The organism is Bacteroides cellulosilyticus DSM 14838 (assembly GCF_000158035.1).
Classification (GTDB): Bacteria; Bacteroidota; Bacteroidia; order Bacteroidales; family Bacteroidaceae; genus Bacteroides; species Bacteroides cellulosilyticus.
This window is the reverse complement of the sequence record NZ_EQ973491.1, coordinates 1,271,432-1,294,655: the sequence shown is the minus strand read 5'-3', so window position 1 is coordinate 1,294,655 and position 23,224 is coordinate 1,271,432. Positions and strand designations below refer to the sequence as shown.

General features: G+C 42.8%; 19 protein-coding genes and 1 pseudogene. 7 read left to right on the top strand and 13 right to left on the bottom strand.

The annotated features are described in order from the left end of the window. Window positions 1-231: pseudogene (locus BACCELL_RS17320) on the top strand (hypothetical protein); the annotation flags it as partial. Between the two features lie 14 nt (window positions 232-245). On the opposite strand, the gene BACCELL_RS17315 reads toward BACCELL_RS17320, so the two are convergent. The 8 genes from BACCELL_RS17315 to BACCELL_RS17280 form a co-directional block, all read right to left on the bottom strand. Continuing rightward, a complete protein-coding gene (locus tag BACCELL_RS17315) occupies window positions 246-839 on the bottom strand; it encodes a type 1 glutamine amidotransferase family protein (RefSeq protein ID WP_007213256.1) in 594 nt (197 codons plus the stop codon). Between the two features lie 159 nt (window positions 840-998). Continuing rightward, on the bottom strand, window positions 999-2,075 hold the full coding sequence (locus BACCELL_RS17310; protein WP_007213255.1) for an MBL fold metallo-hydrolase: 1,077 nt from the start codon (window positions 2,073-2,075) through the stop codon (window positions 999-1,001). Between the two features lie 123 nt (window positions 2,076-2,198). Then, window positions 2,199-3,587, bottom strand: a complete 1,389-nt coding sequence (locus tag BACCELL_RS17305) for an aldo/keto reductase (protein ID WP_007213254.1) — start codon at window positions 3,585-3,587, stop codon at window positions 2,199-2,201. Between the two features lie 50 nt (window positions 3,588-3,637). Next, window positions 3,638-5,143 carry a 4Fe-4S binding protein gene (locus BACCELL_RS17300; RefSeq protein WP_007213253.1) on the bottom strand — a complete coding sequence of 502 codons (1,506 nt, stop codon included), beginning with the start codon at window positions 5,141-5,143 and terminating at the stop codon, window positions 3,638-3,640. A 19-nt stretch (window positions 5,144-5,162) separates the two neighbouring features. Continuing rightward, a complete protein-coding gene (locus tag BACCELL_RS17295; RefSeq protein ID WP_007213252.1) occupies window positions 5,163-5,675 on the bottom strand; it encodes a hypothetical protein in 513 nt (170 codons plus the stop codon). Window positions 5,676-5,687: 12 nt separating this feature from the next. Beyond that, entirely contained in the window at window positions 5,688-7,598 is a 1,911-nt protein-coding gene (locus BACCELL_RS17290; protein ID WP_007213251.1) for a TonB-dependent receptor, read from the bottom strand. 121 nt (window positions 7,599-7,719) lie between these two features. Then, complete coding sequence (locus tag BACCELL_RS17285) at window positions 7,720-8,475, bottom strand: LytR/AlgR family response regulator transcription factor (protein WP_007213250.1); 756 nt, start codon at window positions 8,473-8,475, stop codon at window positions 7,720-7,722. A 20-nt stretch (window positions 8,476-8,495) separates the two neighbouring features. Further along, on the bottom strand, window positions 8,496-9,527 hold the full coding sequence (locus tag BACCELL_RS17280) for a sensor histidine kinase (protein ID WP_007213249.1): 1,032 nt from the start codon (window positions 9,525-9,527) through the stop codon (window positions 8,496-8,498). 322 nt (window positions 9,528-9,849) lie between these two features. Between BACCELL_RS17280 and BACCELL_RS17275 the strand changes: the two genes are divergently transcribed. Together BACCELL_RS17275 and BACCELL_RS17270 are read left to right on the top strand one after the other, a co-directional pair. Continuing rightward, on the top strand, window positions 9,850-11,181 hold the full coding sequence (locus BACCELL_RS17275) for an MATE family efflux transporter (RefSeq protein WP_007213246.1): 1,332 nt from the start codon (window positions 9,850-9,852) through the stop codon (window positions 11,179-11,181). 214 nt (window positions 11,182-11,395) lie between these two features. Continuing rightward, entirely contained in the window at window positions 11,396-12,214 is an 819-nt protein-coding gene (locus BACCELL_RS17270) for a class I SAM-dependent methyltransferase (RefSeq protein WP_044154087.1), read from the top strand. Here BACCELL_RS17270 and BACCELL_RS17265 read toward each other — a convergent pair whose 3' ends face one another. After that, window positions 12,215-13,105 (bottom strand): helix-turn-helix domain-containing protein, encoded by an 891-nt coding sequence (locus BACCELL_RS17265; protein ID WP_007213244.1) that lies wholly within the window; start codon window positions 13,103-13,105, stop codon window positions 12,215-12,217. Between the two features lie 242 nt (window positions 13,106-13,347). On the opposite strand from BACCELL_RS17265, the gene BACCELL_RS17260 reads away from it, so the two are divergent. The 3 genes from BACCELL_RS17260 (at window position 13,348) to BACCELL_RS17250 (ending at window position 15,731) form a co-directional block, all read left to right on the top strand. Continuing rightward, entirely contained in the window at window positions 13,348-14,331 is a 984-nt protein-coding gene (locus BACCELL_RS17260) for an aldo/keto reductase (RefSeq protein ID WP_007215939.1), read from the top strand. 95 nt (window positions 14,332-14,426) lie between these two features. Further along, the gene (locus BACCELL_RS17255; protein ID WP_206813275.1) at window positions 14,427-15,269 is read left to right on the top strand and encodes an aldo/keto reductase; all 843 of its coding nucleotides are present in this window, start codon (window positions 14,427-14,429) and stop codon (window positions 15,267-15,269) included. Window positions 15,270-15,362: 93 nt separating this feature from the next. Then, window positions 15,363-15,731 carry a winged helix-turn-helix transcriptional regulator gene (locus BACCELL_RS17250; protein WP_007213241.1) on the top strand — a complete coding sequence of 123 codons (369 nt, stop codon included), beginning with the start codon at window positions 15,363-15,365 and terminating at the stop codon, window positions 15,729-15,731. Here BACCELL_RS17250 and BACCELL_RS17245 read toward each other — a convergent pair whose 3' ends face one another. Beyond that, window positions 15,732-16,418: a potassium channel family protein gene (locus tag BACCELL_RS17245; RefSeq protein ID WP_007213240.1), complete on the bottom strand. Its 687-nt coding sequence runs from the start codon at window positions 16,416-16,418 to the stop codon at window positions 15,732-15,734. A 24-nt stretch (window positions 16,419-16,442) separates the two neighbouring features. Then, window positions 16,443-18,272 (bottom strand): TrkH family potassium uptake protein, encoded by a 1,830-nt coding sequence (locus BACCELL_RS17240; RefSeq protein ID WP_007213239.1) that lies wholly within the window; start codon window positions 18,270-18,272, stop codon window positions 16,443-16,445. 134 nt (window positions 18,273-18,406) lie between these two features. Between BACCELL_RS17240 and BACCELL_RS17235 the strand changes: the two genes are divergently transcribed. Further along, the gene (locus BACCELL_RS17235; protein ID WP_029327877.1) at window positions 18,407-19,774 is read left to right on the top strand and encodes a TrpB-like pyridoxal phosphate-dependent enzyme; all 1,368 of its coding nucleotides are present in this window, start codon (window positions 18,407-18,409) and stop codon (window positions 19,772-19,774) included. A gap of 16 nt (window positions 19,775-19,790) precedes the next feature. Here the strand turns inward: BACCELL_RS17235 and BACCELL_RS17230 are convergent, their stop codons facing one another. Further along, on the bottom strand, window positions 19,791-21,365 hold the full coding sequence (locus tag BACCELL_RS17230; protein WP_007213237.1) for a ClC family H(+)/Cl(-) exchange transporter: 1,575 nt from the start codon (window positions 21,363-21,365) through the stop codon (window positions 19,791-19,793). A gap of 76 nt (window positions 21,366-21,441) precedes the next feature. After that, window positions 21,442-23,224, bottom strand: a 1,783-nt coding sequence (locus BACCELL_RS17225) for an outer membrane beta-barrel protein (RefSeq protein WP_007213236.1), incomplete at its 5' end; no start/stop codon positions are given.

Genomic DNA, 23,224 nt, shown 5'->3' with positions numbered 1-23,224 from the left:
ATAGCCTTATACAAAAATCTGATGTACATCTCAGCAGCCAACGGTAGTATCCGATGCTATGACAGAGAGAAAAAGAAATTCTTCCTGACCTTCAAATCAGTGCCCGGCTATACATTCAAAGGCGGACAAAAGTTATTGGTTTATAACAACCGGCTATGGGTCACAGATATCTCAACAAGAGAAATCGTCGGAGTAGATATATTCCGCAATGTGATTGAGGAATATGAATAATAACAAGACTAAAGTTACCTCACAAAGCCATTTTTATAATAATCATAAGCAGCATCAATTTTTTCCGGAGTATCTGCATGCAAAAGAAGTAATAATTCGCGGGTAAACTCCAAATGCCCGGTTCCGTTAGCAGTTACGATATTCTTATCGCTGACTGCCTGTTTTTCCTGGTACCCGGCTTCATTGGTATATGCACTACCTGCAAACTGCTTCAGATATGGAAGCGTATTACTGGTATGCTTTACATCATTCAGGAAACCATGCGCTCCCATAAAGGCAGAAGCATTGCAAATAGCTCCAACTATCTTGCCACGCTGTAATGCATCCTGCACAATTGGCACCACCTGTTCTGCTTCAGGCGATTGCCAGTGCATACCACCAACCAATACCAATGCCGCATAGTCAGCAGGCATCGTTTGAAAACTATAATCAGGCAAAGTACGAAAACCGCCGACAGAACGCACAACGTCCAATGTAGGGGCAACTACCTTCGGTATATATTTCACTTCACTACCTGGTATTACCCCGGTATTTAGGGAAATGGCAAGGAAAGCGCCTTCCCAGTCGGCATATTCATTTAAAAGCAGGAATAAGACTTCTTGTTTCATAAGATTCGTATTTAGAATGTTTTTAATATCTGCTGACAAAGTTACACCAATACTCAAAAAGTCTACTATTTGGGGATAGGAAAAAACAAAAAAGCTGATATGACTGCCTTTACATAGCAATCATATCAGCCACTCACTATTATTACAGAGATGAAAATTCTATAACGGCATTACCTCCCCTATCTCAGGAATCATCATATTCAGCGAGTCTTGTTCCTGCATCTTCTTCTCATTCGTCAAAGGCTCATTCCAAGGATGCTTTGCCAATGCGTACTTTGAATGATGTACAGTCATTATTTTTTTTGCTTTCAGATCTTTAGCTGCCTTTGCCATATTAGAAGGCATTAGATGGATAAGGTTCCAACCTTCATTATACTGGCCGTTTTCCAGAATCGCAAGGTCTATATCCGGAAAGTGCTTCCCTATTTCCTCAAAATGAGAGTCATAACCACCGTCACCGGCCATATATATTTTCTGTGATGGAGTTTCTATCAGAAAGGATGCCCACAATGTCTGATTGGCCTTTAAACCACGACCGGAGAAATGGCGTGTCGGAAGACAATGGACAGCAAAACCATTTTCCAAAACAGCGTCTTCATACCAGTCCAATTCTACAAGCCGGTCTTTATCATATCCCCAATATTCGAAATGTTCGCCAACGCCGAGTCCGCAAATCACTTTTCCTACCCGGTCTTTCAGACTTTTCACTGTCCGGTAATCCAGGTGATCCCAATGATCGTGCGAAATCACCATATAATCGATATCCGGCATATCTTCGGGTTTATAAACATCAGTTCCTTTAAATGGTTTGTTGACGAAAGATACAGGCGAAGCCATGCAAAAAACAGGATCAACGAGAAATCGCTTTCCATCTACCTGAATAAAGTAGGAAGAATGTCCAAACCAGATCAGTACATTTTCATCACGCCCCAACTTATGCAAATCCGTTTTGATAACCGGAACTTCATTCTCCGGACGCAGGTTCTCTGTTTTACGGAATAAGAAAGAAAGCATAGCACCAAAGCGTCCTTCGTCCGAAGTCATCATCTGCGTCGGATGCAGATTATTGAACTGGCCGTCACGGTAATGAGGTGAGCGTTTGATTCGCTCTAAACGCGCTCCCTGAGGCAAACTGCCGAAACTCGGCTGATTAATAAAAATAAATACGGAAGCGCATATTATGCCTATAACCGCCAACACAATCCAAAGCCACATCTGTTTTTTATTTTTGCTCATTCTAAATTAGTTTATTAGCTACGAACTACAAGTACCTTTCGGTGTGATAGCCGGACAAGTGATTTTTCGCCCACAAACATAGCGCAGCCACTCATAGCTTGTAACTCGTAGCTTTTGTGACTCTTACAATGTTCCTTGTTTCAGTTGCTCCACGAACCCGTCGATACGACGCAACTCCTTGGGAATATTAATACTCTGCGGGCAGTGAGGCGAACATTGATCGCAACCAATACAATGATTTGCCTGTCGCAGGCGTGGCACACTACGGTCATAACCAACAAGAAAAGCCTGGCGTGCCTTTCTATAATTCTCGTCTTGTTGGCTCTTCGGTACATTCCCCTCATTCACACATTTATTATAATGTATAAGCACAGCAGGAATATCAATGCCATACGGACAAGGCATACAGTATTTACAGTCATTGCACGGTACAGTAGGGTACTTCAACATCAATTGTGCCGTTTCTTCCAAAAACTCCTTATCATCATCTGTCAAAGGAATCAGTGGAGAGTAGGTACGGATATTATCCTGAAGATGTTCCATATACGTCATGCCACTCAATACCGTTAACACCAGTTCCGGTGAGCCTGCAAAACGGAAAGCCCACGAAGCCACACTATCTTCCGGACGGCGCTGCTTAAGACGTGTCATAATATGAGTCGGTACATTAGACAATCTTCCCCCCAGCAATGGTTCCATAATGATTGCCGGAATATTACGTTTTACCAATTCATCATATAGGTAGTCCGCATTTACATTACGTCCCGAAGAATGTTTCCAGTCCACATAATTGAGCTGTATCTGTACAAAGTCCCATTTCACCTCATCATGCAGAGAAAGTGCATAGTCATAAGTATCCACTGTGCCGTGGAAAGAAAATCCCAGATTACGGATACGCCCTGCCTCACGTTCTTTCAACAGAAACTCCATCATACCATTGTCTATATATCGCGCTTTGAATGCTTCTATTCCACCATTACCGATAGAGTGCAACAAATAGTAATCGATATAATCTGTCTGTAAATCCTCGAAAGATTTACGATACATGGCTATAGAGTTTTCACGGCTATAATTACTAAAGTTGGATAACTTTGTAGCAATAAACAGTTTCTCACGCGGATGACGTTTTAATGCAATACCAGTAGATTTTTCCGACCATCCCTGTACATATACCGGAGATGTATCGAAATAATTCACGCCATGCGCAATGGCATAATCTACTAATTCGTTCACAGCATCCTGGTCAATCATATCTCCTTTCCCATCCGGTGAAGGAACAGTCGGCCAGCGCATACAGCCATAACCCAGAAGTGAAACACGATCTTTCTGAGCCACAGAAGTGCGGTAAGTCATCTTATCAGTAGGCACCGGAGTCGATGCACTGCCTCCCGGAATCACCCCATCCTTCTGTTTGCAACTATAAAGAGTCGCAGCAGCCGTTGTCGTAGCGGCACTGATGCCCACAATTTTCAGAAAATCCCTACGGTTTATATTTTTATTATGTTCTTCCATATCTGTTCTTCTAACATTTATCACTTTATCACCCTATCACATTACCACCTCTATATCACCCGATGTCTCTCATGTCCCTCTACATAGATAGCACTGAAAGGACGTGCCGGACAAAGATTCTCACAGGCACCACAACCAATACAACGCTCTACATTAACAACCGGAATCTTTGGAGAATCCGGATTATCTACCTCAGACGGAACCATCTCTATCGCCGCTACCGGGCAATGACGGGCACAATTACCGCAATTTACTCCATCAGTCAACGGTACACAATTCTTCCTGATCCATACGGCATGACCGATCTGGATAGATGATTTATCAGCCAGACTGGTAAGATGAATCGCATCTGTCGGACATACTTCGGCACACTTCGCGCATTCCGGACGACAATAACCACGTTCGTATGACATCTCCGGCTGCATCAACGTCATCAGATTACCGGATGGGCGTAAAACTTGATTAGGGCACACTGATACACAAAGCTGGCAAGCCGTACAATGCTGCGCAAAATTACGAATACTCAACGCACCTGCCGGTACAATAGGTGTCGTCCGCTCCGGTATTTTCTTATCCTCAATGACAGCCAATCCACCATCCACTTTTTTCTCCTGTGCCTTCAGCAATGTACTTGTAGCAAATATGGCACCGGCAGAAAAGAAAGCACGGCGTGCATTGTCCACCTGTTCCGGTGAAACACCTGTCACTTTTTCAGCAGCTAACGGTTTCTGCACTTCCTTATGAGGACGCTCATAACGGATAGCTCCTTTTTTACATTTACCGATGCAATCCATACAAGCCACACAGCGGCTATAATCTATTTTATGATTCTTAGAATCAATGCATGCCGCCTTACAATTACGTGCGCACAAACCGCAACCATTACATTTACTCGTATCGATTACCGGTTTCAGCAAAGAAAAACGTGAAAAGAATCCCAATACTGTTCCTACCGGACAAATTGTATTGCAATATGTACGCCCGTTGCGCCAAGCCAGCACAGCCAGAATAACAAATGTCAGAACAGCTATTACAAAAGTTCCCATAGCCTTCATCCAAACGTCTACAGAATAAAACATATAGCTATCTGCCCGTTCGGCCAAAAGAGCAAGCAGGTTGTTTCCCCACTGATAAACCGGAGCAAACAGATTAGAAGCTATTCGTCCGTAAGAACTATAAGGTGCCAATAAGGCGACCAATGAACCAACTCCTCCTATCAGAGCCAAAATAAATACTCCCAGCACTCCGTAACGCAACCAACTAAGTGCAGGTGAATACGAATAGCGATTCTTTTTCCGCTTTTTACCCAACCATGAAACTACATCCTGAAATACCCCCAACGGACAGATTACAGAACAATATACACGTCCAAAGAGCAGTGTCAATGCTATCAGGATTATCACAACCCCGACATTCAGTGCCAACAAAGCAGGCAAAAACTGAATTTTAGCCATCCAACCGAACCAAGCATGCAACGTTCCCGTAAAATCAAGGAACAAAAGCGTGATCAGCACGAAAAAGAATATGGCAAACGTTAGTCTGATTTTTCGTAACATACTTTTATTTTATGGAATATCATTTATAAACCAAATACTTGATAAACAAATAACCGCCGAGAATCTGTAATCCCATTCCCGGTATGCCGATGCGGAAATCCTGGAAAGCAAGCGCAAGGTTACCTACCATTGCCCACTCGCCCAGCGTCCCGATAAACTGATAAGCCAGTACTACTAATGCTAAAACAGGAATAGAGATACGTTTAAAACGATTGGCTGCATATCCAGCAACCACTGCCAGTAAAACGGATTTTAAAAGGATGGCCGGCAATACTCCTGCAGGAGGCATACCGAAAAGCAAATGGTTCAAAACCGGTGAAAAGACGGCTGTCAGCAATCCAACTTTCCAACCGTATTTATAAGCAGCAATAAGCGTAAAGAAATAAATCGGTAACAAAGTAAGGCCACCCTGTGGAATAAGATGGCAAAGTTGTGGCAAAACCAGATTACCCAAAATGAAAAGAGCTGCAGCAAAATATGTCTTCACATTGTTGTAATCCAGTGAATAAAGTCTGATAGTTGTTGTTTTCATATAATATGCTTATTAAAAATTGATATTTACTCCACCCATAAAAGTTGCTTTCGGCATAGGATAACCTGCATTGATCTCATAACGTTGTGCCAACAAGTTCTCACCACGCACATAGAATGACAGATAATTGGTTGCCTTAAAGCTTCCCTGCATATCCCATAACACGAAGTTCTCTTTGGTCGCAGCGTCCAGGTCAGTATAAAGCCCCTTCACATACTGGATACCGGTAGATGCACTCCAACGTCCTTTTCTGAAGTTCACTCCTCCATACAGTTTATGCTCCGGAGAAGCCAATACCGGATTTTCCATGTGAAGCCAGCTGTAATTTGCCATCACGCTCCACACCGGATTAAACTGGTATCCTACATTAGCTTCCGCTCCCCAGTTTTCAATCTCGCCGGAATTCTGGTTCAACATGCCGCTACCATTTGGATTTGGAAGACGTATAATGAGATTTTCACCATTGATATAGAACACATTGAGTCCATAGGACAAACGATTATCCATAAGACGTTGTGAGAAAGAAAGCTCATAATTCCAAAGTTTCTCAGGTTTCAAATCCGGATTCTGCGGAGGGAACATATACATTTCACGAATGGTAGGATTGCGGAATCCCTTACTTGCCATTGCCTTGATTTCTGCATTTTCCGGAAGATGGAAAGCCAGCCCCACTTGCGGAATGAACTCTGTACCCGTTTGCGAATGATAATCTACTCGTGCTCCGGCATCCAGCGTAAGCCATGCAGCAATATCCTGACGAAAATCTACATAACCTGCTACTTCATTCAATGACTTATTCGCCGAAGTTTCACGATGCCCATCAAAGAATTGGTTCCATGCCTCACCGCCAAAGTGAAAATAATCAGCTCCTACAGTCAGTCTGTTGCCTTGGAAAAGTTGTACACTCTGATACCATGATACTCCAAGCATCTGATCGTTAGAGTTGAAACGATACTGAAGCGGTTCTCCTCCTGGCTGATATCCGTCATTTATCCAGTGATCACCCCAATTATAGAAAAAACTCAATGCACCGGAAGTCTTTTCGTAATAATTCTCCAATGCAAAAGAAGTCATGCCACGTGTAATACGCTGATCATTGTCTATATATGGTTTCATTACCGATCCCGGATTAGTAGCATTAAAACGAGTGACATTTACATCGCCCCAAACTTTCCAGTTATCCGTAAAGTCATAGCCTAATTTGGCATACCCGCCGTACTGTTCAAAGGCCATGTCAGCGCGATGTCCGTCTGTACGGTTATAAGAGGCAGTCACCGTACTACTGAAGCGCCCTTTCCTTATGCGGTTAGTGGCTTCGGTCTGTATGCTTCCATAGGACCCGGCACCAATGTTGATGTTTGTACGTATTCCGTCTTCCTGCATCTTACGGGTAACAATGTTAATAACCCCACCCATGGCGTTAGAACCATAAAGCACGGATGCGGGGCCACGGAGCACTTCCACACGTTCTGCCATCATAGTCTGATATGCATCGGCAATGGGGTGTCCCATCAGTCCCATATACTGAGGATGTCCGTCAATCAAAACCAATAATCCTGTAGTGGGAAGACCGGCCTGTGCGGGCCCTCCAATGCCTCTTAAAGACATTTGCCCTGATGCACCGGTAGCTACACCATATCCCATTACGCCACGTGAAGTGGAGAAAAAGCCCGGCACTTGTGAATTCAACACAGGAAGTACGGAAGTCTGCTGGCTCGCTTCAAGTTGCGGACGCCCCACTACCGATACGGTCATGGGTAAATGACGCACATCCGTTTCACTTCGCGTACCTGTTACTACTACTTCATTGATCGCATAACTTCTTGCTACCTTTGTGCTGTCCTTACCGGTTTGTGCTTGTAGGCTTACCGCACTAATCAGGCAGCCTGTAAAGAATGCAAGTACAAATCTCTCTTTTTTCATCTTGAAATAACTCTTTAATTTTATAATAGTTCCCGATTGCAAATATAGGGATCGTTACTGATAGAAACCGTAGATAAATTACGGTTGTAAATACCATAATTACTGATTAACGTATTCTAACTTACGTGTTATTCACTATCCAGGACTTGAACTCGGATGCTTTATTCTTACTGATATAGATACGTTCGGGAGTTTCTACATCCAATGTTACCAGCAAACGGTTATCAAACCAGATAGTTATATCCGTCACACTATTCCTTGCCAGGATAAATTGCTTATTCGCCCGGATAAAATCTGCCGGATTCAGAGAAGCCATTATCTGTTCCAGTGTTTTGGAGTATGGATACACATTCCCGTCTTTCAAGTAGATACAGGTATTTTTATCCGCTGTATAAAAGCATGAAACTTCTTTCAGGTCAATAGGTAACAGCTTATCTTTATATGGAATTAATAACTTGTCTTTATATTTAGGAGTCGGCACCAGTTGAGTCAATTTGGATAAGTAGTGAATCACATCCTGGCGCGTCAATTTTTTGTATTTATCCAGCGCCTGTTTTACATCTTCCACCTTGACAGGTTTTAGCAAATAATCAATGCTATTCACTTTGAAAGCTTCTATGGCGTATCTGTCATAAGCCGTCGTGAAAATAATAGGAGTTTCCAACTCCATTTTATCAAAAATGGTAAATGCCGAACCGTCCGATAAATGAATATCCATAAATATCAAATCCGGTGCAGGATTCGATTGCAGCCAATGAATGGTTTGAGTTACGCTTTCTGTATTACCGGCTATTTGAATATCATAAGAGACTTCGCCAAGAATATCCACCAGATTCTCATAAGCGGCAGTCTCGTCTTCTACAATCAACACTCTCATATCTTTATGCAATTTTGATATCAGTTCTGTTTATTTAAAGGAAGATATACTCTGAATGTATTTTCATCACATTCTATCCGCATTTGCCTGTTCATCAACAAGGTAAAACGGCTTTCCAGATTTCTCAACCCTGTTCCGTTCGTATCAGGCGGAGACAGTTTAGGATAAATGGGATTACTCACCACCAGTTCTTTTTGCTCGTTCAGCCTGATAGTAATTTCCATTTTATGCTCACTGTCTATCCTATTATGAACGGTCACATTCTCTACCAACGGAAGCAGTGAAAGCACAGGCAACGTCAGTTCATCCTGCATAGCCTCATCCACTTGGATCGAGAAAACCAGTTTATTGGCAAAGCGTACTTCCATCACATAACGGAAAGATTGAATAAATTCCAGTTCTTCCCTCAAAGTAACCAGTCCTCTCTTATCACTTTGAAGAATATAACGGAAGATATCGGACAATTCATGCACATACATCAGTGTTTTTTCATCATCCTTCTTCCGAATAAGCGATTGCACTCCATTCAAGGAGTTAAAGAAAAAATGTGGATTGATCTGATTAGCCAATGCATCACATCGGCTTTGCAGATTCTCTATACGCAAACGTTCTATCTCACGTTCTTTTTCACGCTGCGTGGAGTATAACATGGAAATATGCCCGATCAACGTACACAGAGAACACAAAATAAAGAATTGGGAGATCAATGTACTACCCAGAAAATCAGTACGGATACCATAAGAGTGAATCCAATAGGAAATAGACGCGAAGCCTGCATAGGCAGCCAATGAATATAAGAAGTTACGGCCAAAACGTTCCTTAAACTGCGCTGTCGACAGTTGTCGCAAATTATAACGTAACAACAAACAAATCAGTCCCCAGAAGAAAAAGAAACGATAAACAAAATACCAATAAAATCCCGTACAACTTACTCCCTCCAGAAATTTTATATCCCAAGGTAGACAGGCTATATTAGGGTATATGATAAAGACAGCACTAATCAGACCGACCAGTGGCAGTTTACGACTTATATAAGTATCAAATGAGAGCATAAAACATTTCTTCTTTTCTACAAAGAAAGATAATTTTTTTGAGACTTGATAGCACCAAAGAATCAAAACGAAAAAATAAGGTATAAAGACGAAACCACGCAAAGAGTATTAAAATTCCGAATAAATTTGGTGGTTATAAAAACAATGCCCAAATTTGCACCCCCGAAAATAAAGACAGGAATATAAAAATCCTCATCGGAGGGCATTATAATCAATAATTATAGTGCCGGATAAGATGAATGGTGAGAATCATTCATCCTGTCCGGCACTTTTTTTATGCCATATCTATAGCTTCTACTAAATTGATGAAAGAATAAATTGGATGAAAGAGTTAGATTTGACACAGGGCAGTGTCCCTAAAGTACTATTACAATTTGCGGTTCCATTCCTGATAGCCAACGTGCTCCAGGCACTTTACGGAGGTGCCGACCTTTTTGTTGTGGGACAATATGATGACTCCGCAAGCGTAGCGGCCGTAGCCATTGGTAGCCAAGTAATGCAAACCATTACAGGTATTATCTTAGGCATTACCACCGGAACAACCGTACTGATTGCCATTGCAACCGGAGCGAAAGACGACCGGCAAGTGGCGTCTACAATCGGTTCTTCCGTTTGGTTGTTTTCAATTATCGGCATCGTACTTACTCTGGTCATGGTATTGTTCCATGACCGAATTTCCAGCTTGATGCACACTCCGGCAGAAGCTATGGAAGACACGAAAAGTTACATTCTGGTTTGCTCAGTCGGTATACTGTTTATTGTAGGCTATAATGTCGTGTGTGGTATCCTGCGCGGACTGGGTGATTCGAAAACACCACTCTATTTTGTGGGACTGGCCTGTATAATCAATATTGTCCTTGACTTTATATTAGTGGGAGCTTTTCATCTCGGTCCTACCGGGGCAGCCATTGCTACTGTAACGGCACAAGGTGTCAGCTTTACGATAGCACTCTGGTTTTTATACCGACGCGGATTTCATTTCGAATTTACACGACGGGATATCCGATTGAATAGAGTTTTATCTAAAAGAGTCCTGACCTTGGGCGCCCCCATAGCATTGCAGGATGCATTGATCAATGTTTCATTCCTGATAATCACTGTGATTGTAAATCAGATGGGAGTCATTGCATCAGCTTCTCTGGGTGTGGTTGAGAAAATTATTGTTTTTGCCATGTTGCCTCCTATGGCTATATCATCGGCTGTAGCTACAATGACAGCACAGAATTACGGTGCAGGACTTATACAGAGAATGAATAAGTGCCTACTTTCCGGAATAGGATTTGCTCTTATTTTTGGCCTATCGGTCTGCCTGTATTCGCAATTCCTGCCGGAAACGCTCACAGCATTCTTCACTAAAGATCCTGCGGTGGTGGCAATGGCAGCAGAATATCTACGGGGATACAGCATAGACTGTGTTGTGGTCAGTTTCGTTTTTTGTATCAATTCTTATTTCAGTGGACAGGGGAATTCACTATTCCCTATGATTCACAGTCTGATAGCGACCTTCCTGTTTCGTATTCCGTTATCTTACTGGTTCAGCCAGATAGACAGTTCTTCACTGTTTATCATGGGCTTCGCTCCACCCATTTCCACAGTAGTTTCCTTATTTATATGTATCTGGTATCTGAGATATACACGAAAAAGAAATTACTAAAACACAATTTCCCTACTTTTAGGTATTGCTTCCCTTACTCAAGAACCGTAACTTTGGCAAAAAATAAAAGTAGCCTATGGACCCCGGAAGAAAATGTGAGGAACAGCAAAAAGAGAGAATTTATCAAAGTATAAGTTCTCTCTTTTTTTTGAATGAATTTGAATATTGTTCTTTTTTGCCAGATCGTATTAATTCCAATAATTCCCAAATAAAAATGAAAAAGAAATATGAATTTAAGAGTGTAGTAGCTGAGACACTGCTGATACCTCTTTACATGAGAGCCAAAGAGAGTCGCCGGAAAGATGCCATTTTGCGTGATCGGCAAGCCGAACAACTGGTAGAAAGTATCGAATATGACTACTCCAAATTTGATGGTGCCAAATTGAGTGCCATAGGATGTGTCGTACGTGGATTATACTTTGATAATGCTATCCGACGCTTCATTGCCACACGAAAGAATCCAATTGTAGTGAATGTAGGTTGCGGACTGGATACCCGCTATCAACGTATTGAAGAACATGACAAAGCCATATTTTACGAAATGGATTTGCCCGAAGTAATCGACTTGCGACGCGATTTACTACCGGAACCTGAGGGCGATCATTACATAGCCGGCTCTTTGTTAGAAACCCAATGGATGGATGATCTCCGTAAAAAGCATCCCGAAGGAGAGTTTATCATTGTTATCGAAGGCGTACTGATGTATTTCTATGAAAAGCAGGTACGGCAATTACTCACCCGATTGGCCGACCGATTCAGTGGTGGCGAAGTATGGTTCGATGTATGCGGGCCTATGATGGCAAACTCCAAGTATATAAAACCCGACTCACTCCGGGGACACGAAGCTCAAATCCGCTCCGGCCTGAAAGACGGGCATGAAGTGGAAAACTGGGAACCACGCCTGCAACTTATTGACCAGGCACTCTACCAGAAATTCTTCCCAAAAAGATGGGGATTAGGCGGAAGGCTAATGGGATTATTCCCTGGTATTTGCAAAAAGTTCAGTTCGTTGTTAGGGTACAAAATTAAATAACTACATCCTGTATTCGTTCGGGGTCATCCCCACCACCTTTTTAAATAGACGGCTTAAATGATGCGGATACTTGAAGCCCAGTTCATAGGCAACTTCGCTGACAGTCTTATTCTCATCATAAAGCCGTTCTTTTGCCTTCTCTATCACAAAAAGCTGAATGGATTCCTGAGCTGATTTACCTGTTTCTTTCTTTATCAAATCTCCGAAATAATTAGGAGAAAGATGCAATCGGTCTGCGGCATATTGCACGGATGGCAAACCGACAGTTTGCGGTTGGTCTGATTCAAAGTAATCACTGAGCAGGTTTTCAAAACGCACTAGAATATCTTTATTTATGTTTTCACGCGTAATAAATTGACGGTCATAGAAACGCTGGCAATGGTTCAGCAGAAGCTCAATTGTAGAGGCAATAATATCTTTGCTATGCTTATCTATGGCACGCTCCAATTCTTCTTGTATTTCAATGAAACAATTAAAGATAATCTGCCGTTCACGCTCGGACATGTGCAAAGCCTCATTGGCTTCATACGAGAAAAAGCTGTAATCTTTCATTTTACGTCCCAATGAAGTACCCCGTAGCAAATCGGGATGAAAAGCCAACACCCACCCTTGAGGATTCAGTGTTTCTCCGTCATCATCAATTCCTGCCACTTGTCCAGGAGCCACAAATACCAGCGTGCCTTCCTGGTAATCGTACGTGCTGCGTCCATAAGACAATTCCCCACACTTGAGCTGTTTCAGAAAAACACAATAAAAGCCAAAATTCTTACGTCCATGCTTTAAAGACTTCAATGTTGAGAAGTCGACCACACTAACAAGCGGATGCAATGTCTCCACTCCCATTGCCATATTATACTCCTGAACAGTATTCAATTTTACGATTGTACCCATAATCTGATAATTTAATCTGATGACAAAAATAACAGTTTTCTTTCAGCATTCCATCACTTGTATTGCAAAATCTGTAATATTGGTATAAGAAACTGTAACCTGTGTATACAGTTCATTATCAAGTATTCAATCAAGATCTTAAACCTGTAATAATGGTGCATAAAGCAGTAATCTGTCTATTTACAAACTTCATCTCACCACTTACCTTTGCAACATCAAAAACAATAAAAAAATCAAGAGTTATGAAATACAGAGAATTAGGAAAGAGCGGACTTAAAATTTCCGCATTGGGTTTAGGTTGCATGGGTATGAGCCACGGTTATGGTGCTGCCGCTGATAAGAAAGAAATGATCGGCCTTATTCATCAAGCTATAGAACAAGGAATCACCTTTTTTGATACCGCTGAAGTATATGGTCCATACACCAATGAGGAATTAGTAGGTGAAGCCTTAGAACCTTATCGGAAAGATGTAGTCATTGCTACCAAATGTGGTATTCAGATGATCGACGGTAAACAAGTTGTCATTGGTAAACCGGAAGTAATACGGAGTTCTATTGAAGGTTCCCTCAGGCGTCTGCGGACAGATCATGTAGATTTGTACTATCTGCACCGTGTAGACCCGAATGTTCCTATAGAAGAAGTGGCAGAAACCATGAAAGAATTAAAACAAGAAGGCAAAATTCTACATTGGGGACTATCAGAAGCTGGTGTACAGACTATCCGCCGGGCACACCAAGTCTATCCGCTGACTGCCATTCAAAGCGAATACTCTATGTGGTGGCGCGAACCGGAGAAAGAATTATTGCCCACTCTCGAAGAACTAGGCATCGGTTTCGTTCCCTTCAGCCCTCTGGGTAAAGGTTTCCTGACGGGAAACATCAGCAGAGACACACAATTCGGTAAAGACGATTTCCGCAGTATCGTTCCACGCTTCACTGCCGAGAATCTGAATGCCAATCAGGTTATAGTTGACTTTGTGAGAAAGCTGGCGGAAGAGAAAAATGCAACACCTGCACAGATTGCATTGGCCTGGGTACTCGCTGTAAAACCCTGGATCGCTCCCATTCCAGGAACCACCAAACTGAAACGCTTGGAAGAGAATATACAAAGTATCAATGTGGAAATAAGCCCGGAAGAGTTGACCTGGATCAATGATATGCTTAATTCTATTCCAGTATCAGGCGACCGCTATCCGGCAGAGTTAGCAAAAAGAGTAGGCAAATAACCACAGGGCTTAAAATAATACAATAATCTGCAATGTCCGGGGATATTAAGGAAGTAAAGTGTTTTAATATAAAATCCAATAAAGAGAAAATTATTATGCAGAAAGTAAAATTAAATAATGGCATCGAAATGCCAATTCTTGGTTTCGGCGTATATCAGATCGAAGATCAAACCTTGTGTGAACAATGTGTATATGACGCTATTGAAACAGGTTACCGTTCTATAGATACGGCTGCCGCTTATGGTAATGAAGAAGCTGTAGGAAGAGCCATCAAACGCAGTGGTGTCCCCCGCGAAGACTTGTTTATCACTACCAAACTCTGGATATCAGATGCCGGTTATGACAAAGCTAAGAAAGCCTTCGAAGCATCCATGAAACGTTTGCAACTCGATTATCTGGACCTGTACCTCATTCATCAGCCATTCAATGACTATTACTGTGCTTGGCGTGCTATGGAAGAATTATACAAGGAAGGCAGTATTCGTTCTATCGGCGTCAGCAACTTTATGCCCGACCGCTTGGTAGATCTGATCCTTCATAATGAAATCACACCTGCCGTCAATCAGGTAGAAACTAATCCTTTCTATCAACAAATCGAAGCAGAGGCATTCATGCAAGAGAAAGGCGTTCAGATAGAATCATGGGCTCCATTTGCCGAAGGAAAAAACAATATGTTCCAGAATGAAACATTGGCAGCCATTGCAAGCAAATATGGTAAATCCATAGCACAAGTCGTATTGCGATGGTTGATACAAAGAAATATTGTCGTTATCCCGAAATCCATCCGCAAAGAACGAATTATTGAAAACTTCAATGTATTCGATTTTGAACTGACGAAAGAAGATATGAAAAAGATTGCAGCGCTGGATACCAATGCCAGTTGCTTCTTCTCGCATCGTGATCCGAAGATGGTAGAGTGGCTGAGTGGACTACACTAAAACAGTCCAAGCCCGGATATATTTCAATAAGATTAGTTGCATACAATCGGCATATTAGTTACTTTTGTAGAGTGTTTTATAAATCAGAAAGATATGAATAGAATAGATATACAAAATAGCTCTTATGCCGATTGTCCTATCCGAATGATACTATCACGAATCAGTGATAAATGGTCGATACTGACGCTCTTCACACTAACGCAGGCACCTGTCATGCGGTTCAATGAACTGCAAAAGACAATACCTGACATATCACAAAAAATGCTGACGGTTACTCTACGCACATTAGAAGAAGACGGACTTGTGAAAAGAAAAATCTATGCACAAGTCCCTCCTAAAGTGGAATACTCGCTGACAGATAGAGCCATGTCGTTATTGCCCCATATAAACTCCTTAATTTCATGGGCACAAGAAAATATGAATGATATATTAGATGACAGAAGATCTCGCGGGAAAGCGTAATTACATCGCTTTCCAAAACTTCTGGAAGTCTTTATACCGTCCGTAACAAACCAGTTCATCACCAGCTTGTACCTGGTCATTTTCAGGTAATTCATTCATTACGTCATGTTCGGTAAATGAAATACCCAGGCAGTTTTTCAAAGTCTTGGCACGCTTTAAAGCCAATAACTTCAAGCCGAATTCCTTATCCAGATTCAATTCATTGGCATAATATCCTATCATCTTCTCCGGCACAGCGAACTTCACCACATAGTAATCCGTATCTACCCGGAAGGTTTCCATATTGGAGCCAAACTCTAACAAATGCACCAAACCACGGGCTGCATCTTCCTCCGGAGTAAGAATCCGTTCCAAACCAAAAGCCTCAAGTACGGAACGATGTACATTATCAATGGCCCGCGCATAAATGTGAGCCACTTTTTGTTGTTTCAACAAAGCCACCACGCGAATAGAAGCACCAAAATTCTCGCCAATAGCCACGATTACCACATCCACACCACTCAAGGGGAGAGCGGCAAGTGCCTGTTCATCTGTTGCATCCAACACAAAAGCCGTAGCAATCTTTTCTTTGATACTGTCTACGCGACTTGCACTCACATCCGCCCCAATTACTTCGTGTCCCAACACCGACAATTCTTCGGCAAGCATGTGCCCGTAATTTCCTAAACCGATAATAATATACTTCATAATTTCTGTTTTTACTACTTACTACTAATTTATAATGATCTGCCCACTCGGATACTGATATTTCGTATGTTTCTTTTGCTTGATGATACCCAACATCAGAGTAATCAGTCCCACACGTCCGATGAACATCAGAAAAGCAACAAGCAATTTACTGTTATCCCCCAAAGTCGGAGTAAGATTCAGACTGGAACCTACCGTACTCAACGCCGACACACACTCAAACAGAAGTGCCATGACAGATGCCTGAGGTTCCCAGATTGTCAGAATAAACACAAATACAAACAAAACACTGATAGACATCACTACCGTCGCATTGGAACGGCGAATGGAATCGTAAGACAGTTCACGGCCAAATACTTCCACCCGCTCCGTACCGCGCAACACAGCAACCAGATTCAATACAACTACTGCAAACGCATTCACCTTGATACCACCCGCCGTGGACTGTGCAGCACCGCCCACCCACATCAGGAAGATATAAACCAATACACTCTGTACTCCCAGCGAAGCCAGGTCCACGCTTGTAAACCCGGCAGTACGCGGACAAGTCGCATTAAAGAACGCCTGTGTCCATTTATCAGCGACGGACATACCGGCAAAAGCATGATTCCACTCAAAAACAGCAATAAGCACCGTACCAAACACCAATAGCAGGAAAGTCATAATCAGAACAATCCGTGTATTCAGATTATACAGATGATAAAAACGATGCCTGTCCCACTCCCACGTATGCAAAAATTTCCAGATGCGGCGCAAATGATGGAGTACTATATCTTTGAAATTCACCAATATCGGGAAGCCTATACCTCCCAGAATAATCAACAGGGATATATAGATTAGGAACGGATTATGCCCTGTCATCACCAGCGGATTGCCTAGATTTCCGGGCAACGTGGAAAAACCGGCATTACAGAATGCGGAAATAGCATGAAAGGCAGAGAACGCCACTTCTTCCTCAAACGTCATCCCCATCGTACCATGAATGTCGCTCCAGATGGCAAGCATACCAATACCTTCAATAGCCAACGTGAATCCCAATATGTACAGCAAAGTGGAAAGTAACGAATTCAACGAATTGGAACTGACCATATCACGAACCACCAACTGATTATAAAAGGATGTATTCCCCATAAAGAACATCGCAAAGAAACTGGTCAGTGTCATTACCCCTAGGCCGCCAATCTGTATCAGCAGGATAATCACCACAAAACCGGGCGTAGTAAAAGTAGACGCTACATCCACCGAAGTCAAACCCGTAACACAAACCGCACTGGTAGAGATAAACAGCGAGTCCACCCACGAAATACCGCTCACCGTACATCGGGGCAACATTAGCAAACCTGTTCCAATAAGGATGATTATCAGAAAACTACCAGCCAGAATCAAAGAAGGATTCGTTCGCCGTCCCAACACCCTGACCAAGCCATTGGATAAATTAAGGAAAGAGAAGATCAACAGAAGCACTATATGATAGGGCTTTCCATTCAATATTTCCCAAAAATGCAGAATAGCTCCCTCCTCTTCCGGTCGATGAAAAATAACAGGGATAAGGGTAAGGTAAAGCAAGGCAATCAATATCCACGTCAATTTCTTAAAAGTACGCTTTGTGTCCCTGTATTCCAATAACAGGCGCAAAGTGACTTCGGACAGGAAAACACCCCATACAAACCGATAGAGTGTTTGCAGTTGAGAAGCCTCGTGTTCGGAAATAGTAAAGCCGTGTTCATATACCACTCCCATAATTAACAGAATAGAAGCCAGGTAGGCTATATAAGTCACCCCTCCAAGAATGATCCGAGTGTACGGATGAATCCATTTATTCTGATACAACAAGAATTTATGATAAATCTTCATGTAGACATCAAATTAAATATCGGGCAAACATAAACAAAACAATGCGTATAGACAAAAAACAAAAGAAAAAAGAAATTGTTTTAAAAATAATAGTTACATTTGGCCTCGTAAAAATTTTAATAGAAGTAACCACTATGAGCAACAAGACAAAAAGATATTTCCTCCCGGAAGAGGAAATACCACATTATTGGTACAATATACAGGCAGATATGGTGAACAAACCGATGCCCCCGCTTCATCCCGGTACCAAACAACCACTGAAAGCCGAAGATTTATATCCTATCTTTGCACAGGAACTGTGCAAACAGGAACTGAATCAGACCGATAAGTGGATCGAGATTCCCGAAGAAGTACGCGAAATGTACAAATATTATCGTAGTACTCCACTGGTTCGTGCTTATGGACTGGAAAAAGCATTAGGTACTCCGGCACATATCTATTTCAAGAATGAGAGTGTAAGTCCGATGGGATCGCACAAGCTGAATTCTGCCATTCCCCAGGCTTATTATTGCAAGAAAGAAGGAGTTACCAACGTTACCACTGAAACCGGTGCCGGACAATGGGGAGCTTCGCTGGCTTACGCTGCCCGTCTGTTTGGACTGGAAGCTGCCGTTTACCAAGTGAAAATCAGTTATGAGCAGAAACCTTACCGCCGCAGCATCATGCAGACGTTCGGCGCACAGGTTACACCGTCTCCGTCTATGTCTACCCGTGCAGGAAAAGATATTCTGACGGCTCACCCCAACTACCAGGGTTCATTGGGAACCGCTATTTCAGAAGCCATCGAACTGGCTCAGACTACACCGAATTGTAAATATACATTAGGTTCTGTATTGAGCCATGTAGCTCTGCACCAGACTGTAATCGGTCTGGAAGCCGAAAAACAGATGGAAATGGCAGGAGAATATCCTGATATGGTGATTGCTTGTTTTGGTGGTGGTTCCAATTTCGGTGGTATCGCATTCCCATTCATGCGCCACAAGATCCTGGAAGGTAAGCAAACACGCTTCATTGCTGCCGAACCGGCTTCTTGCCCGAAACTGACACGCGGTAAATTCCAATATGATTTCGGTGACGAAGCAGGATACACTCCATTACTGCCTATGTACACGCTGGGACATAACTTTGCTCCCGCTAATATTCATGCAGGTGGATTGCGTTACCACGGTGCAGGCGTCATCGTTTCTCAACTATTGAAAGACGGTCTGATGGAAGCTGTAGACATCAAACAACTGGAATCATTCGAAGCCGGCTGTTTATTTGCCCAAGCTGAAGGTATCATTCCCGCACCGGAATCTTGCCACGCTATTGCTGCCGCCATCCGCGAAGCAAACAAATGCAAGGAAACAGGTGAAGAGAAAGTAATCCTGTTCAACCTCTCCGGTCACGGATTGATTGACATGGCCTCATACGATAAATATCTCTCCGGTGACCTCGTAAACTACGAACTGACCGATCAGGATATTCAGAAGAATCTGGATGAAATAGGCAGTCTGGCATAAGGATACCTCATCCATATCAATAAATGTTTGCCAGGCTGACGAGCGGCTCATAGAGTTTTTCAATATCCTGCGCATCCAATTCAATATCAACCTGGTCCCCCGGAATCAACCGTATTCCGGGGGGCTTTGCGTCTTTACCATCCCGGTGTACATTGATAATGGTACAGTTTTCAGGCAAAGAAAGTTCGTCTACAAGTTTGCCATCCATATATGAACCCGTCATCACCTCTATGGATAGTTTATACCTTGTCTGTTCCTGGAAAGCAGGAGTATTGATCATATCCTCATAAAGCGTCACGTTGAAAGGTCTTATCTGAAGAAGTTCCGTAAAATAATAAGTCAATCCACCCACTACCACCGATGGGTAGAACACCTCAAAATGTCCTGTTATCTCGGTAATCAATACAATAGCTGTCAAAGGGGTACGTATCACAGCCACCAAGAAGGCAGACATTGAAATCAGCATTACATAACTGACATTCTCCGGCTCAATAACCCCATATTCCACTCCCAACAGACCAACAATCTGCCCCAGTAATCCACCGGTGACCAGTGTAGGAATAAAACTTCCACCCGGCAAACCGGATGAAACGCAGATAACGGAAAAACCGAAATGCAACAGCATCATTGCCGTTACCCACATAATTGGTGCATGGCTGCCGGATTGCGCCTGCTCCAAAAGAAACTGTTCTCCCCCACCCGTCAAGTTGACCTGCATAAAGGAAATAATATAAGCGACCAGCAACAGATAGAACATCTTCATATATACCGAAGATTTTACCGTTGCATACACTCGTTTGAAAGAGACCATCATCATGGAATATAATTTTCCGCAAACAGAAATAATCACTGCAAGCAACAGGAAGTACTTCACCTGGATTCCAAAAGAAAAACCGGGCTCGGCCACTTGTATCAAATGATAAGAATTTACCGGAAAAACCATGCTTGCCACCGCACCAGCCACTACACCGGCCAGCAAGGTAGTAATAGCGGTTTTGGGAGCATCAAAACGTTCGATGGATTCGATGACAAGCAATGAAGAAGCCAGCGGCGCCGCAAACGCAGCCGCAAGGCCGGCACCGGCACCGGCAGCAAGCAATTGCTTTCGTTCACCACGTAAAATACGTGTCCAGCGTGCCACAAGGCATCCCACATACGAACCTATTTGTACGGAAGGCCCTTCACGTCCCAGCGATAATCCGGCCGAGACCGAAAGAATTCCACCGAAAAACTTAGAAACCAACTCTATGAAAGGATGCTTATAAGTAATGCGCCCGTTGATGGCAGCACGTGTTTGAGGAATACCTCCTCCGGTGATAAGCGGCATTTTCATCACCAGCCAGGATACGAATATCAGTACCGCCCAAAAGAAAAGAAAAAGAGGAATATGCCAGTACCACTCCGGACGGGAAGCAAAAAACTCACTTCGCAAGTTAAAGAAATAATATAGGCAGTAATGATAGGGAACAGCCACCAACCCCGTCAGCAATCCTACGAAGATGCTGACGAAATACAGGCGGGCATCAACCAGTTTCAGTTTCACAACATACCACTTCCTCAGTTTTCTAAAGTTTTTGAACCTTTGAAACATTCCTCAGAGTTTTCTTTTATTAATTTGAGTATCTACAACAAATTAACCCTGTTGAAGTTTCCACACTTTGCGTTTTTTACTTTTTCCCCATCATATTCAATCGCAGGATAGCGTGCACCATAAAATAACGTCCCAATACATTGTAATCCGCATCACGTATGGCAGTAGCCGAGATGGTGCGTACCATTGAAATCTCCTGGCGAAGAATATCATAAAACTTGAAACGCAGTAGCAGTTGTTTCTTTTTCAAGAAAGCTTTCGACAGTTGGCAGTTCCATATCAGGTTCTTCCGCCCGCTGCTGTCGTATCCATATCCGGTACGAAGAAAATATGTGAGATCACTGCTGCACTCGAAGCCCCAGGGGAGATAATACTGCAAGTCTCCTCCAAGTTGATAGTCGAACGTTTCCGTGCGCATATCTTTCACGTTATTATACGAATTATTATACAGCACTTCTCCACGCGCACTCAGTTCGAGTTGCCGGGTACGAAAAGTAAATTGCAGGCGTTCACGCGCTGTGAGGTGCTTCACGGAACTCTTCATCGGCTCTTCTTTGTTCTGAGTAGTATATCCGTTCTGAGTTCTATATTGCAAATAGGAATAGGTACGAAACAGCCAGTTGCGGTTCTTGAAAGGCCCGCTCAATGAAAGTGCACCTGATGCCCGCCAGTTACCATTCAAATTAACAGGCATGGTGGTTCTGCCTCCCGTTTCGCTGTCGTAAGTCACCTGGTTCGTTACACTGTTGAGCACATTCTCCACAAAAAGAGAGACCACCATGTTGCGCTGATGTTTCACATTATACGAATTATAATTCAGTGTAAACGTATTGGTATATGAAGGTTTCAAAGAAGGATTACCGATGCGGATATTCAATGGATTCGTCATGTCGGCAACCGGTTGTAGGTCACGAACACTCGGCTGTCGTCCTTTTCCTCTATAAATTGCCTGCAACTGTGTACGCTTGGAAAACTTATAACGGAAATTCAGCGTCGGTGAAAAGTTCAGAACCGTTTTACTCATTTGATGTTTGGAAACATCATCCAGAAAAGAACGGCTATCCAGTTTCTGGGGTTCCAGATCGACACCTATATTGTAGTTGTACTTTTTTCGGGAAGTACGGACAGCCATATTGAAAAGATGGGTGCTGTATTGGCTCTCAAAACTATTACTGGCCAGAGAATCGTAATCGGCAACAAAATCTTCCATTGCCTCATCCCAGTTATAGACAAAGCGGTCCGAATTAGTTACCCGGTATTGATAACTGTAACGAAACTGAAGAAAGTAACGGTTAGGCAACGGCTCCACATACACCAGTTGCAGACGATAATTATATCCGTCACCTTCATCATCCACACGCTGGTTGACTACTTTCTCTGTATCATTCTTAAAATAATGTGTAGTAGAAAAGTTTTTCCTGTCGGCAGAAGAAGTATTCGTTCCATAATCCACTTTCAAAGCCAGATTCCGTCCTTTACGACTGAACTTACGGTTGACTTGCAACATAAAGGTCAGATTATACTGAGAATTATCGTAAAGATTAGAAGCCGTTCTTTCATTCAGAAGTGTTTCGTCCGACCAACTCTGTTGATATCCACTATTCCTCCTGTCACTTGCCACATAGCGATATTGCGGACGAAACACCAGATTGGTGACTGAATCAATTTTCCATTCCAGATAAGCATTCGCCGTCAGGTTGTGGTTCTTCATGTGATTGCTGTTAGTGCTGTGGCTTATCGATTTATCCTGTTTCAGGAAATTATCTACCGTAGTACTGTTATCCTCCGAACGGTCGGTACCCGTATATTGCACATTGGAGCGAAGCTTCACTCTGTCCCAGTCATGAGTGAAGTTCATG

Bases quoted from the DNA above. Each gene is read 5' to 3' on its own strand.
- BACCELL_RS17315 (WP_007213256.1), bottom strand. From the start codon at position 839: ATGAAACAAGAAGTCTTATTCCTGCTTTTAAATGAATATGCCGACTGG.
- BACCELL_RS17310 (WP_007213255.1), bottom strand. From the start codon at position 2,075: ATGAGCAAAAATAAAAAACAGATGTGGCTTTGGATTGTGTTGGCGGTT.
- BACCELL_RS17305 (WP_007213254.1), bottom strand. From the start codon at position 3,587: ATGGAAGAACATAATAAAAATATAAACCGTAGGGATTTTCTGAAAATT.
- BACCELL_RS17300 (WP_007213253.1), bottom strand. From the start codon at position 5,143: ATGTTACGAAAAATCAGACTAACGTTTGCCATATTCTTTTTCGTGCTG.
- BACCELL_RS17295 (WP_007213252.1), bottom strand. From the start codon at position 5,675: ATGAAAACAACAACTATCAGACTTTATTCACTGGATTACAACAATGTG.
- BACCELL_RS17290 (WP_007213251.1), bottom strand. From the start codon at position 7,598: ATGAAAAAAGAGAGATTTGTACTTGCATTCTTTACAGGCTGCCTGATT.
- BACCELL_RS17285 (WP_007213250.1), bottom strand. From the start codon at position 8,475: ATGAGAGTGTTGATTGTAGAAGACGAGACTGCCGCTTATGAGAATCTG.
- BACCELL_RS17280 (WP_007213249.1), bottom strand. From the start codon at position 9,527: ATGCTCTCATTTGATACTTATATAAGTCGTAAACTGCCACTGGTCGGT.
- BACCELL_RS17275 (WP_007213246.1), top strand. From the start codon at position 9,850: ATGAAAGAGTTAGATTTGACACAGGGCAGTGTCCCTAAAGTACTATTA.
- BACCELL_RS17270 (WP_044154087.1), top strand. From the start codon at position 11,396: ATGAAAAAGAAATATGAATTTAAGAGTGTAGTAGCTGAGACACTGCTG.
- BACCELL_RS17265 (WP_007213244.1), bottom strand. From the start codon at position 13,105: ATGGGTACAATCGTAAAATTGAATACTGTTCAGGAGTATAATATGGCA.
- BACCELL_RS17260 (WP_007215939.1), top strand. From the start codon at position 13,348: ATGAAATACAGAGAATTAGGAAAGAGCGGACTTAAAATTTCCGCATTG.
- BACCELL_RS17255 (WP_206813275.1), top strand. From the start codon at position 14,427: ATGCAGAAAGTAAAATTAAATAATGGCATCGAAATGCCAATTCTTGGT.
- BACCELL_RS17250 (WP_007213241.1), top strand. From the start codon at position 15,363: ATGAATAGAATAGATATACAAAATAGCTCTTATGCCGATTGTCCTATC.
- BACCELL_RS17245 (WP_007213240.1), bottom strand. From the start codon at position 16,418: ATGAAGTATATTATTATCGGTTTAGGAAATTACGGGCACATGCTTGCC.
- BACCELL_RS17240 (WP_007213239.1), bottom strand. From the start codon at position 18,272: ATGAAGATTTATCATAAATTCTTGTTGTATCAGAATAAATGGATTCAT.
- BACCELL_RS17235 (WP_029327877.1), top strand. From the start codon at position 18,407: ATGAGCAACAAGACAAAAAGATATTTCCTCCCGGAAGAGGAAATACCA.
- BACCELL_RS17230 (WP_007213237.1), bottom strand. From the start codon at position 21,365: ATGTTTCAAAGGTTCAAAAACTTTAGAAAACTGAGGAAGTGGTATGTT.